The 12,907-nt window shown below is 60.6% G+C and carries 8 protein-coding genes; 5 read left to right on the top strand and 3 right to left on the bottom strand.

The features are described from left to right. Nucleotides 1-284: 284 nt before the first annotated feature. Nucleotides 285-1,283: a ribose-phosphate pyrophosphokinase gene (locus ACVWZJ_RS02760; protein ID WP_011433256.1), complete on the bottom strand. Its 999-nt coding sequence runs from the start codon at nt 1,281-1,283 to the stop codon at nt 285-287. A 119-nt stretch (nt 1,284-1,402) separates the two neighbouring features. Here ACVWZJ_RS02760 and ACVWZJ_RS02755 point away from each other — a divergent pair, with 119 nt between their 5' ends. The 5 genes from ACVWZJ_RS02755 (at nt 1,403) to ACVWZJ_RS02735 (ending at nt 11,162) form a co-directional block, all read left to right on the top strand. Next, complete coding sequence (locus ACVWZJ_RS02755) at nt 1,403-2,926, top strand: ABC transporter ATP-binding protein (protein WP_457394439.1); 1,524 nt, start codon at nt 1,403-1,405, stop codon at nt 2,924-2,926. A 131-nt stretch (nt 2,927-3,057) separates the two neighbouring features. After that, nucleotides 3,058-7,767 carry an NINE protein gene (locus tag ACVWZJ_RS02750; RefSeq protein ID WP_011433254.1) on the top strand — a complete coding sequence of 1,570 codons (4,710 nt, stop codon included), beginning with the start codon at nt 3,058-3,060 and terminating at the stop codon, nt 7,765-7,767. A 90-nt stretch (nt 7,768-7,857) separates the two neighbouring features. Next, a complete protein-coding gene (gene rodA, locus ACVWZJ_RS02745) occupies nt 7,858-9,168 on the top strand; it encodes a rod shape-determining protein RodA (RefSeq protein WP_011433253.1) in 1,311 nt (436 codons plus the stop codon). A gap of 120 nt (nt 9,169-9,288) precedes the next feature. Then, entirely contained in the window at nt 9,289-10,494 is a 1,206-nt protein-coding gene (locus ACVWZJ_RS02740) for a cysteine desulfurase family protein (RefSeq protein ID WP_041436530.1), read from the top strand. A gap of 68 nt (nt 10,495-10,562) precedes the next feature. Beyond that, entirely contained in the window at nt 10,563-11,162 is a 600-nt protein-coding gene (locus tag ACVWZJ_RS02735; protein ID WP_011433251.1) for a CPP1-like family protein, read from the top strand. Between the two features lie 38 nt (nt 11,163-11,200). Here the strand turns inward: ACVWZJ_RS02735 and ACVWZJ_RS02730 are convergent, their stop codons facing one another. After that, nucleotides 11,201-11,947: an isoprenyl transferase gene (locus tag ACVWZJ_RS02730; protein WP_011433250.1), complete on the bottom strand. Its 747-nt coding sequence runs from the start codon at nt 11,945-11,947 to the stop codon at nt 11,201-11,203. A 5-nt stretch (nt 11,948-11,952) separates the two neighbouring features. Beyond that, nucleotides 11,953-12,876, bottom strand: a complete 924-nt coding sequence (gene cdaA / locus ACVWZJ_RS02725; RefSeq protein WP_011433249.1) for a diadenylate cyclase CdaA — start codon at nt 12,874-12,876, stop codon at nt 11,953-11,955. Between the last annotated feature and the right edge of the window lie 31 nt (nt 12,877-12,907).

Genomic DNA, 12,907 nt, shown 5'->3' with positions numbered 1-12,907 from the left:
TTGCAACAGCGGGTACAGCGCTGTACCCAGTTCGGTTTGAAGGGACTGCCCTTCCCTGGGAGCAGTCCGCGGGAAAGCAAAACCGTGCACAACGGATCTTGGCGAGCGAGAAATGGGAGGTGACATGGGAAAACCTGGCCAAGGAGCTGGCTCAACCTAGTCCATCACGACAGATCGGGGGTGCCTGGTTGGGCTGATCTCCACAGGGAAAAGGAGCAGGCGCACCCATTCTGCACCCACTCTACTCTAGCGATACTCTGGAGAAACTTACTTTGAAACTTACTTTAGTGAAACATGCTGCTGACGGAGCTATCTTCATGGATACGCCAGATCGCTTCCCCCAGCACATTGGCTACCGAGAGAACGGTTAATTCGGGAAAGTGCTGCTCTGGAGGGATGGGGATGGTGTTGGTGACGATCACCTCTTCAAACAGACCACCCCGCAGGCGTTGAATGGCCGGCTCAGAAAAAACAGGATGAATGGCGCAGGCATAAACCGCTTTGGCTCCCAGCTTGCGCAGCAATTTTGCCCCTTCCGAGATGGTGCCTGCGGTATCGATCATGTCATCCACAAGGATGGCAGTTTTCCCCCGCACATCCCCAATCAGATTCATGACTTCCACATCGTTGTGGGCTTGACGGCGCTTGTCGATGATTGCCAGAGGGGCTTCCTTGAGCTTTTTGGCAAAGGCACGGGCACGAGCCACACCCCCCACATCGGGAGAGACGACCACAATGTCTTCGTCGAGCAAGCCCTTTTCCTTGAGGTAAGCCTGTAATACCGGCTGGGCGTAGACGTGGTCGAGGGGAATGTCGAAGTAGCCTTGAATCTGGGCCGAGTGCAGATCCATGGCCAGCACGCGATGGGCCCCTGCCTGGGTGATCATGTTGGCCACCAGCTTGGCGGTGATCGCTTCTCGTCCTGCCGTTTTGCGGTCGGCACGAGCGTAGCCGTAGTAGGGCAAGACAGCGGTGATCTGCCGGGCAGAGGCGCGGCGACAGGCGTCAATAATGACCAGCAGTTCCATCAGGTGGTCGTTGACGGGGCGGCAAGTGGGCTGCACCAAGTAGACATCGGCACCCCGAATCGACTCCTGAATTTGGATGTACAGCTCGCCATCGGCAAAGCGCTTGCGCAACATCGGGCCCAGATCCATGCCCAAGTAACGCGCCACCTCTTGAGCCAGAGCCGGGTTAGCGCTGCCTGAGAAGATTTTGAGGCGGTTGCTATCCGAGATGGGTGGCAGGGGGGAAGGGCGGAGAAGAGGGGCAGGGCGAACCACAGATCGATGCTGAACTCGTCCGCAGCCAACGCCTAACGGCGAGCTGTCGCTATCGTAGCACCAGCACTTGCAACCTCAGCAACTGTATTCTTGGGGATTTTCTGGGGAGGCAGGTTACTATGAGCAGAATGAAGGTCGAGCTGCTGCACATCCACAAGCGTTTTGGGGCGGTACAGGCGAACCGCGATGTGTCCTTGCGGGTGGAGGCGGGCACAATCCACGGCCTGCTTGGGGAGAATGGGGCCGGCAAAAGTACCTTGGTCAAGATCCTGAGCGGCTTTCTGCGCTGCGATCAGGGGGAGACTTGGATCGATGGGCAACCGGTTCGCATCGACAGCCCTGCAGCAGCCATTCGCCTGGGCATTGGCATGTTGCACCAGGATCCCTTGGATTTTCCTTCTCTGACGGTGCTGGAAAACTTTATTGCCGGGCAGCGGGGGCGCTTGGGTTTGGGGCTGCGAGAAAGCCGGAAACGTCTTGAGAAAGCCTGTGAAGAGTTTGGTTTCAATCTCAACCCCGATGGAGCCATCGGCAGTTTGACGGTGGGGGAACGGCAACAACTGGAAATGCTGCGGTTGCTTTCCCTGGGGATCAACACCTTGATTTTGGATGAGCCAACGACGGGCATTTCTGCAGCGCAAAAAGATCTTCTGTTCGCGGCTCTGAGAAGGTTGGCGGAGCAGGGCAAATCGGTGATCTTCGTCTCCCACAAGCTGGCCGATGTGGAGTGCCTTTGCGATCGGGTGACGGTGATGCGGCAGGGGGAGGTGGTGGGGGAGCTGCCTGTTAGAGGTGAGGACATTGCCCTGCTGGAACAGCGGTTGATCGATTGGATGTTCGGGCGGGAGTTGGCACCCCCAGCTCGACCCCATTCTCCGCAAAGGAGGGCGGATCCCCTGTTGGAGTTGCGCTCCCTGGTGGTGCGGCATGAGCCGTTTGCCTTGGCTTTGCCAGATCTGGCGGTGCAGCCGGGGGAAGTGATTGGGTTGGCCGGTTTGGAAGGCAGTGGGCAACGCTCTTTCCTGCTCACCTGTGCAGGGTTGTTGCCGCCCAGGCGTGGCCAGATCTTGTTGAGGGGGCAGGAGATGACAGGCCGTCCTTACGGCGACTATCTGCGCTGTGGGGTGGGGTTTTCTCCGGCGGATCGGCTGCGGGAAGGGCTGATCCCCGGCTTAACCTTGCAGGAGCATTTTGCCCTCCAGCAGCAGGATCCCTGGATCAACTGGGCTCTGGCCCGTCAGCAGGCCCAAGCGGCCATTGAACACTTCAGCATTCGCGGTCACCCCTACAGCCGGGTGGAGCAACTCTCGGGGGGCAACCAGCAGCGCAGCCAGTTGGCTCTCTTGCCCACACCCCTGAGTCTTTTGCTGATGGAGCACCCAACGCGAGGGTTGGACATTGAGTCGGCGCTGTGGGTCTGGGGGCAATTGCTGGAACGCACCCAAGCGGGTACGGTTATTCTTTTTGCCTCGGCGGATTTGGACGAGATCCTGCAGTACAGCGACCGAGTGATGGTGTTCAGCGGCGGACAGGTCTCGGAGCCCATTCCGGCGGCGGAGCTCACCGTTTCACGCCTGGGGCAGATGATGACACTCCCCGTCACCAACAGCAGCGAGATTCCAGGGATCCCAACTGAGGTTTAGAGGGCTGGTCGCATCAGCAGGAACTGACACTCTGCCGCAGCAGGAGAAGGATTTGAGAACGGCATGGCAACCGGCTAGAGCAAGGCTTAGAGTAGCAGTAGCCCCAAGCCTTTTGCTCAAGGAATCTGGCCATGGGATCCCAGGATCACCTCTTGCCTCCAGGAGCAGAGGAGCTGCAATCTGACCGCTCGCCCTCCTCGGAGCAAGTCCTTTTGGAGCTCACCGTTCGGGGATCCCGGCAGCAGGTGTTGCGAGGTTTGCGAGCTTGGCTGGAGCTGGGCTTACTGACCCCAGAGCACTTTCGCCTGCTGGTGGAGCAGTATCGGCTGGAGGCGGAGGAGAGAGAAGCAAGGCCAGGGGCAGTTTCCCCTGGCGACGAGATCCCGGCCCGTCTTGGCTCGGCCTACGTGCTGTGGCTTTTAGGTTTACTTGGCATTTGTGGCTTGCACCGTTTTTATCTGGGCCGCTGGGGCACGGGGCTGCTCTGGCTGCTTACTTTTGGGCTGCTGGGGATCGGACAGCTCCTGGATTTGATTTGGATCCCAGGGATGGTGCGAGAAAGAAATGCTCGCCTGGCCGGATCTGGGGTTGAGGAACCTGCGGTCGAGGGGGGAGAAGAGCCCCAAGCTGCCCCTCAACCTGTTCGCGCCAGCGGTGCGGAGCACTATCGCGCTACTCGGACGGAGTCCTTGTCCCCCTCTCCCCCGGCACTGGCTGTTTTGCTGCGGAACTTGCTGTCCGAGCTAAGCGTGACTTGGCTGTTGCTGCTGGGCCTGTTTTTGGTGGTGGTGTCCTCGGGGGTGCTGGCGGCCAGCCACTGGGAGCAATTTTCTCCAACTGCTCAGTATGGGGTGCTCTTGGCCTATACGGCGGCTTTTGGGGTAGGTGCTGGATGGATCCAACGGCAGGAAGGGCTGCGTCTAACCGGTCAAACCTTGGAGGCTATTGCCCTGCTGCTGGTGCCGGTGAACGTGTGGGCCCTGGATGGGCTGGGGATCCTTTGGGGGATCCGCATCCTGGCGCTGGGCTTGCTGCTGGGGATCCCGTTGACGGCTGAGGGTCGGGTGCGCTCGCTGGGTTCAGGTGCCGGCTTTCGCGACAGCGGTGTGGAGCCCAATGCCTTTTCCAATGCCTTTTACGGAACCTTGGTGAACTTTTTGGCCCTCTCTGGCTTGCACGCTTTCTGGAGCTTGGGGCCGCAGGAGCTTCGCCCTGCTTTTGTCCTGGGGATCCTGTATCTGGGGATCCTCAGCACCGTGATTTACACCTGGAGCCGCCGGTCTCGGGAATTACGGGGCTCCAGGCTCTGGCTAATCGGGGCTGCCGGATCCCTGTTGATCCTGCGGGGGCTGCTGTCTGGGCATGTCCAAGTGCCGCAGTTGGGGTTGGCGGTGGCCCTGTTGGGTTGGCTAGCAGCGGAATGGCCCCAGGGATCCCCGGACGTCGTAGCAGAAGGCGCTCAGGAGGGGACGCTCTCCCGCTGGTGGGAGGGGAGCTGGGTGCTGTTGGTGGTGGGCTGGCTGCTGGCTGCCATTGGCTTGGCGGAGAGCCCTTTCAGCGGCTGGCAGTTGCTGGGGATTAGCCTGCTGGGGATCCATGTCTTAATCGGGCGCTTGCGCCGACACACCCAGTCGCCCCAGCGGGACGAAGTCCTTAGGGTGCATTTGACGTTGCTGTTCTTGCTGGGCCTGGAAACTTGCTGGGCTTTTTGGCAGGTGTGGCCAGCAAGCTGGCGGCAAGAGGTTGTAGCTACAGTAACCAACTGGTTTCAGCCCCTTGATTCCCCTTGGGGCTTGCTGGGGTTGGCGCTGCTGCCCTACGAGGTGCTGTGGCTGGGGTTGGCGGCCCGCTGGCAGAGGAGCGGTCCAGAAGCCGGTGAGACAGGCTTTTCTAGGCTGGTAGAACCAACAGAGCGCTTGGTTTTGGGGCTAGGGGGATCCCTGCTGCTCTTGAGCCTTCCCTATCCGGCCATTCGCTTTTGGCACTTGCTTTTGAGCGCCGGGATCCTGGCCTGGTGGCTACAACAAAAGTCCAGATCAGGAGAAACTCCCAACTTTCTTTGGGTACTCCTGACCCACGCCTACGGAGTGGGGGCACTGCTGGCCGGGATCCGCTGGCTTTTGCCCGACTTGTTCGCGCCAGCGGTGCGGAGCACTAGCCTGTCCAGTTGGGGAGTGGTTCTGCTGCTGGTGGGCCTATTGGAATGGGCAGGGCGGGTGGCTCTGGGTGGGTCAGGGCGCTTTTGGGGATTGCCCGTGGGGCTGTGGCAGCGAAGTGCAGATGGCATAGGGTCGGTGTTGGTGGGATCCAGCTACTTGGCGTTTTTGCTGCAACGGCTCCCCGAGTTGTCTGCGACGGGTGAACAATCCTTTGGCTGGCTGTGGCTGCTGGTGCCTCTTGTTTTGACGGCAGCTCAGGTATTGGCCCTGCCTCCCCTGGAGTTCATGCCCCGCTGGCTGCAGAGCCCAGAGCAAGGGGGATTGGGATCCCTTTCCTGGCAGCAGGGGATCCCGGAGCGCGGGTCTTTGCGTTTCCCGGCAGTTCTCTCCCTTTTGCTGGCCCAGTTACTCACCTTTGGAAGGCCGGGGGTTGAGTTTCTGGGTCTGGGCTTGGGGTTGCTGCTGATGGCCACTCAGGTGTGGGTGTGGGCCTCTTTCCCCTCCGCCGACCATGAGCTCCACACCGCCAACGCAGTTGTTCCAGCAGAGGTGCTGTTGACAGTGACGTTTGGCTGGGGGTTCGGTCTGGTGGGAATCCATCGGCTGTTCCCCGCTTTAACGGAGTCAGAATGGCTGACGGCCTTGGGGGTGCTGCTGTTGTTCGCGACAGCGGTGCGGAGCACTAGCGGCTGTCGCTACAGCCTAGGGACTCCGTTCCACTACCTCTCTCCCCGCCTTCGGGCAGCTTACCGACCGGTGCTGGATGGCTTTGGCTTTCTGCTGGGGATCGTACTTTTACTTTCCCTAACGTTGCAGACATTGCAGCCAGAAGCAGGTCGCATCGGTGGTGGAAAGTACCTGGATTCCCCAGTGGCTCTGACCCTGGCCTCTGGGACTGTCCTGGTGGCCATTGTTTTGCGGCTTTGGGTGGAAGTGGCTCCCGCTTTTTATCGCGACGGCGGTGTCCATCCTGCTGGCTTGGAGAGCGAAAGCCCGTCTCCTTCCAGGGCGGAGGATGTCTCAACTGGCGGCAGCGGTCAGGAGGCTTCGTCGGCCATCTCATGGTCTGTAATGGAGAGGCTGTCCTATGGGCTGATCTGGGCTTTGGAGCTGTTGGTGGCCAGCAGCCTCTTGTGGGTGGTGCAGGGATCCCGTCCTGTTGCCCCTCTGCTTGCCGTCATCAATCTGAGCCTGGGGATCCTCTTTTGGATTGGGCCGGAGAAACTCCTCTTTGAGCGGCCCGATCGCGCTGGTGGGACGGAGTCCTCAGGGGGACAACTCCTGCAGCGGGTCAAGGCTCTGAGTTGCTGGGGGACAGCGCCGCTGATCTATGCCGGCTTGGGCTGGCTGGGATCCCATGCCCAGTGGAGTGAGGTAACGGGCTTGGGCAGCTTAGGTCTCTCCATCGTGTTGCTGGGCCTGGGGCGTCGACAGGCGGTCCAACGGGCGCAAGAGCAAGGCCGGGAAGACCTCCGTCCTGCCAACTGGAAAGGGCTCCTGGGCGCTTGGGGCGTGTCTGTGGCCGCCTACGAGAGCTGGGTTTACTTCCTCAGCCAGCGAACTGGGGGATCCCTGGCAAATGGGTTGGTGTTGATCGCTCTGTTAGGGCTGAGCTTGGCCTGGGGCTACGGCTTTTGTCCCCCTTGGCTGGCGGCGACCCTGCAGCTTAAAAGAGCTGGGTTGCGCTGGATGGCCTTGGCCAACTGGGCTCTGGCCAGCCTTGTCCTCTGGTCTGCCCTTTTCGATCCTCGCCTCAGCCGTTGGGGACAGCTCCTCTGGGTGCTGACGGGATCCGGCCTGGTGGCCTATGCCGCCGGACAGGCGAGAACCTCAACTCTAGAATCTCCAACAGAGCAAAATTGGGTGCCAACGGTCTGGGGTTACCTCAGTGCATGGCAAGGAGCTGGGGTTCTGCTGGGCGGTGTGTTCCTGGGGCTGCCGCAGCTATCCATAGCGCGATGGGCCGGATCCCTGCTCTGTGGGCTGGGGCTGGTTTACCACGGCTTGCCCTGGCGACGGTGGGGCTGGCCGGCGGCTCCTTGGCAGAATACAGCCCTGGTGCTGCCCCTGGCCGCTTTTCTGGTAACCGCGGGAGGAAATAACACCCTTAATCTGCTGCTGGGGGCAACCTACTATGCCCTGCTGGCTATCTGGAGATCCCAAGTGCGCCTGGGCTATGTCAGCCTGTTCTTGAGCAACTGGATCCTGTGGAATTACGGCTGGCATCAGGATTGGGCTTCCCTGACGTTCTATGCCCTGCCCCTGGTGGGATCCCTGCTCTATGTGGCCCAGGTGGATCCGGGATTACAGGAAACCAACGGACGGCGGGGGCGGCATTGGCTGCGGCTGGTTTCCTTGGGCACATGGCTGCTGGTGGTGCTGGTGGAAACTCACGGGCAACGGTGGACGGGCTTTTGGCCGGTAGGGTTGGGTTTGGCCTTGGGTCTGCTGGGCTTGGCCTTGCGGGTAAGAGCCTATCTCTTCGTGGGCACGCTGGCCTTTGGGCTGGGGATCCTGCGGCAGGGATGGCTGTTGGTAACAACTGATGCGCTGCTGCTCTGGGCCACTGGGATCCTGCTGGGCCTGCTTCTGATTTGGACGGCAGCCAATCTTGAAAGGCGTCGAGAAGAGGTGGGATCCCGCCTCTCCGCTTGGCTAGGGCAACTGCAGAGCTGGGAATAGCTCCCCCAGTGGGAGAGGGGTCGAGAGTGAGCCAGTGGGGCAAGGGGCATGTCAAACTGGTGCTGGCCTTGCTTTGGAGGATGGGGTCTATTGCTGGGCAACGTTGACCCAAAGGTGTCTTCTCAGCCTAGGTGGAAAAAGCTTCTGCGGCAGATCTTGGCTCCTTGGCGCGAGTTCGATGGCATGTTGCTGGCCACGGTGCTGGCCTTGACAGGCATCGGCATTCTTGCCATCCGCAGCGCAGTCTGGGAGCGGCCCATCAGCCACTATTGGCTGCAGCAGTTGATCATGGCCGGGATCAGCCTGGTGTTTTTGGGAATGGTAGCCCGGATCCCGTATGAGCGGCTTTTGCGCTGGCACTGGTTCACCTACTTCCTGACCTTGGCAGGTTTAATTGCAGTGCTCTTTTTCGGCACGGCGGGGGGAGGGGCGGAGCGCTGGCTCTCCATCGCTGGCTTTCAGGTGCAGCCTTCTGAGTTTGCCAAGCTGGGGGTAATTGTTACCCTGGCTGCTCTCCTGCACCACTGGCCGATCAAGTACTTCAGCCAGATTTGGGTGGCCGTTGCCGTCATTGCTCCTCCCTGGATCTTGATTTTCCTGCAGCCCAACCTGGGCACTGCCCTGGTGTTTGTGGTGATTGTGCTGGTCATGCTCTACTGGGCCGGAGCCAAGGGCAGTTGGATCCTCTTGCTTTTGTCGCCGGGGGTGGGAGCCATTCTCTATGGCTTACACACTCGCCCAGAGCTGAGCTGGATGCTTTGGGTTTGGCTGCTCTGGTGTCTGGGAATGGCGGGGTTGGCTGCTTGGCGTCTCCCCTGGCAGTGGACGGGGGCCGTAACTTTTGGGGTAATCAACCTGCTCTCGGGGCAGTTGGGTCAGCTAGCTTGGCACCTTCTCAAGCCCTATCAGCGGCGGCGGCTGGAGATTTTTATCGATCCCATGCAAGAGCCCTGGGGAGCCGGCTATCACCTCATTCAATCCCGCATTGCCATCGGAGCCGGCGGCCTCTGGGGCCGCGGTATCCAGCAGGGCACCCAAACCCAGCTGGACTTCATCCCCGAACAGCACACGGATTTTATTTTCTCCGCCATTGGGGAAGAGATGGGCTTTGTGGGCACCCTGACGGTGCTGATCCTGTTCTGGATCCTGTGTGCGCGGCTGATCTGGATTGCCCAAGGGGCCAAGGACAATTTTGGATCCCTGATTGCCATTGGGGTGCTGGCGATGATCCTCTTTCAGGCGGTGGTGAACATCAGCATGACCATCGGCCTGGCCCCGATTACCGGCTTGCCTTTGCCTTTTCTAAGTTATGGCCGCTCGGCTCTACTGACCAATTTTCTGGCCATTGGCTTGGTGGAATCGGTGGTGATGCACCGCCAGCGTACTAGTCTTTTCAAGTAGGCAGGCTCAATTTGCCTCCAGCGGGTTTGGCCTCAACAAGGGGAAGCTGCTGCCAGCGTTGGGCAACACTGGCCAAGGATCTTAAGATAGGAACACGGAGCCCCGGCTGGTCGAGCTGGCATGTTGCGTTTGGATCCTGCCCTCTACTTTGACCACAGCGCCACCACTCCGCCTCGGCCTGAGGTGATCGAGGCCATGCAGATGGCGATGCAGGAAAGCTGGGGCAACCCCTCCAGCTTGCACGGGTGGGGAGAACGGGCCGCCATGGCCATGGAGCGGGCGCGGCAGCAGGTGGCCGAGCTGCTTAACTGTGAGCCGGAGGCGCTGCTGTTTACCTCAGGCGGGACGGAGTCCAACAACCTGGCCCTGTTTGGGGTGGCCCAGCGCTACTCTACTCCCCAACATCTCATCATCTCCAGCGTCGAGCACGCCTCGGTGGAGAATGCTGCCCGCCAGTTGCAGTCCCAAGGCTGGCAGGTCACCCGTCTGCTGGTGAACGCCGCCGGCCAGGTGGATCCCCAGACTTTGATCCAGGCGCTGCAACCCAATACCGTTTTGGTCTCCATCGTCCACGGCCAAAATGAGGTGGGATCCCTGCAGCCCATTGCAGAGCTGGGTCAGATCTGTCGCCAGGCGGGGGTGCTCTTCCACACCGACGCTGTGCAGACGGTGGGGCGGATCCCGCTGGATCTGGCGCAACTGCCGGTGGATCTGCTCTCCCTTTCCGGGCATAAACTCTACGGGCCCCAGGGGGTGGGGGCGCTGTACGTGCGCCCAGGGGTGGAGCTGCGACCGCTGCTGCGGGGGGGCGGGCAAGAACGGCGGCTGCGGGCTGGCACCCAAGGGATCCCGGGCATTGTCGGCTTGGGAGTGGCGGCAGCTTTGGCGGCCCAAGAGCTATCTCAAGAAACGGCCCGCCTGCGGCAATTGCAACGGCATTTGGCCCAGTTGCTAGCGGAGGTGCCCGGTTTGCGGCTGACCGGCCCCGTCCGTTTGGAGCAGCGCTTGCCCCACCACCTCAGCTACTGCGCCGCAGGGATCCCGGGGAATGTGCTGGTCAGGGCCCTAAGCCGCCAGGGGATCGCCATTAGCGCCGGCTCCGCCTGTAGCAGCGGCCAACTGATCCCCAGCCGCATCCTCTTGGCCATGGGCCACTCAGAAGCCGAGGCGCTGGGATCCATTCGCCTTAGCCTTGGCAAAGCCACCACCTACGCTGCGGTTGAGTATGTGGCCCGATGTCTACAAACGGAGCTTGCCTCCATCTCCAAATCCGTAGCCTTGGGGAATGCGGCAACTCAATCCCCGTTGTCGATCCCCGTCACGTAGCCGGATCGAAGGTCGGGCAGGCTGGGTTAAGGTGATAAAGAGTTACAGGGCTGGTCGCTATGGCTGAGATGAGTCCGTATCAGGTGTTGGGAATTAGCGAAGAAGCCTCTTTTGAAGAGATTCAATCGGCGCGGGCTCGGCTCCTGGCCAGCTTGGGCGCCGATGAACAGCAGCAAGAGCGGGTGGAGCAAGCCTACGATGCCATCCTGATGCAGCGCCTGCGCCTGCGCAAAGAGGGCAAAATCGCCGTTCCCGATCGCATTCGCTACGCCGAACAACGGGCTGCCCATCCTGAGCCGGAGCTGAGTTTGCCTCGCCCTGCTGCCCAAAATCCCCCCTGGGTCAGCCGCTGGTTGGATACCCCCTCTACCGCCGATGCCCTCTGGCCTGCGGCGCTGCTGGGTGGGCTGGGGGGTTGGGTTATCCTGGCTCCCGATGAGTACCCCTCGCTGCAACTGGCCTTGGGGCTGATGGCTTGTATCTATTTCCTGTACCGCAAAGAGCGCCGCTTCATTCGCGCTTTTCTCTTGGCCCTGGCGGGCCTGAGCCTGGGGCTGATGTTGGCCTACGGCATTGCCCTTCCTCTCACCGGTGGCGATGCTCCTGGTGCGCTGTTGGTGGGGATCACGTTTACGGTGATGTGGTTGGTGACCAGCTTTCTGCGCTAGCTGCCGGTTGGCAACGGATATCCAACCAGGGATCATCCTCACCTGCCAAACCGCCGCTGCCGCGACTGATAGCTAAGCAAGGCTTGGTGAAAAGCGGCTCGGTCGAAATCCGGCCAGAGGATGGGGGTGAAATACTGCTCGGTGTAGGCCATCTGCCAGAGCAGGAAGTTGCTGATGCGCATCTCGCCGCTGGTACGGATCAGCAGATCAGGATCCGATAAGCCGGTGGTGTAGAGAAATTGGGAAAAGAGGGCCTCGTCAATCTGATCCGGCTGCAGCAGCCCCTGCTGCACCAAGGTGGCAATGGAGCGGCAGGCTTGTAGGATCTCCTGTCGTCCCCCGTAGTTGAGGGCCACCGTCAGGCAAATGCCCTTGTTGTGCTGGGTGCAGGCCACCGCATGCACGATGGTTTCCTGCAGAGAGTGGGGCAGAGCCGACAACTGGCCGGCAAACTGGATGCGCACCCCCTGCTGCACCATTTCCCCCAATTCCTGCCACAGCACCTGCTCGAACAAAGTCATGAGAAAATCCACCTCCTCGCGGGCCCGGCCCCAGTTCTCGGTGGAGAAGGCATAGGCGGTAAGGGCTGGGATCCCCCAGTCATCACAACAGCGCAGCAGCTCCTTCAGGGCCGCTACCCCTCGCTGATGCCCAACACTGCGGGGTAAGCCCCGTTTTTGCGCCCAACGCCCGTTGCCATCCATCACCACCGCCACATGGCGGGGCAACAACTGCGGATCTAGGTCGGCAGGCAACTGCAGAAGATGGGCAGGAGAAAGGGTCATGGGGATCAGTCTTTCGGGAGGGTTTTCTCAGGTTTGCGAAAGAGTTTAGTCAGATCGGCAAGGGATCCCCACCAGCGCAGCGGCCCATTGCGAAACCAGGGGTGGGCCCACAATCCCTTTAGCGGAGCATCTCGTTTTTTGGCATCGCGGGGATTGCGCAACCGCTGTACCAGCAGTTCGTGTAACTTGGCACTGGTCAGAGGCCGCTCGATGCGCCCACCCTCCGCCAGGGAAATGGATCCCGTTTCTTCTGAGACCACAATACACAAGCAATTGGTCTGCTCTGTGATCCCCATCGCAGCGCGGTGCCGTGTGCCCAGCTGTCGGGAGGCGGCCCGCTCCGAAACCGGCAGGATGACCCCCGCTGCGCGAATGCGATTCCGATGGATGACCACAGCCCCATCATGCAACAAAGTTGAAGTCTGGAAAATGGTCTGCAAGATCTCCCGCGACACCCGCGCCTGGAGAGGTACTCCTTTGTCGGTAAACACCCGCGAGTCAATTGGTTGCTCCGGCTCAATCACAATCAGCGCTCCTGTGCGGTTTTGGGAAAGTTCTCGCACTGCTTGCACCAGTTCTTCCACCAAATCTTCCTCAGGATCCTCCTCGTCATCGCCTGCGTTGCTCGGCCACTCCATGCGGATGGCTCTTGCCAACTGCTCCAGCAGCCGGCGAAACTCCGGTTGAAAGAGCACGCCCATGGCTACAGCTGCGCCCAGGAGCAGGCGATCCAAGATCAGGTGAACCAAGGGGAGAGAGGCTGTGGCCAGGTACAGCACCAGCAGCACTATAAATCCCCTCACCAGCACCCCAGCACGACTTTCGCGGGTGTAGTAGAGAGCCAAAGCCAACAGAAAGACAGCCAGAGCCCAGTCCAAGAGGCTGAGAAAGTTAAACTGCTGTAGCCAAGCCCATAAGGCCGCCAGCATGGCGAAAAACCCCGTTCACGCTCCCCTCATT

The sequence above is a fragment of the Thermostichus sp. OS-CIW-29 genome, assembly GCF_054058195.1.
This window is presented reverse-complemented; position numbering and strand designations above follow the sequence as displayed.

Coding starts and splice junctions, on each gene's coding strand:
- ACVWZJ_RS02750 (WP_011433254.1), top strand. CDS start 3,058: ATGGGATCCCAGGATCACCTCTTGCCTCCAGGAGCAGAGGAGCTGCAA.
- ACVWZJ_RS02755 (WP_457394439.1), top strand. CDS start 1,403: ATGAGCAGAATGAAGGTCGAGCTGCTGCACATCCACAAGCGTTTTGGG.
- ACVWZJ_RS02735 (WP_011433251.1), top strand. CDS start 10,563: ATGAGTCCGTATCAGGTGTTGGGAATTAGCGAAGAAGCCTCTTTTGAA.
- ACVWZJ_RS02740 (WP_041436530.1), top strand. CDS start 9,289: ATGTTGCGTTTGGATCCTGCCCTCTACTTTGACCACAGCGCCACCACT.
- ACVWZJ_RS02730 (WP_011433250.1), bottom strand. CDS start 11,947: ATGACCCTTTCTCCTGCCCATCTTCTGCAGTTGCCTGCCGACCTAGAT.
- cdaA (WP_011433249.1), bottom strand. CDS start 12,876: ATGCTGGCGGCCTTATGGGCTTGGCTACAGCAGTTTAACTTTCTCAGC.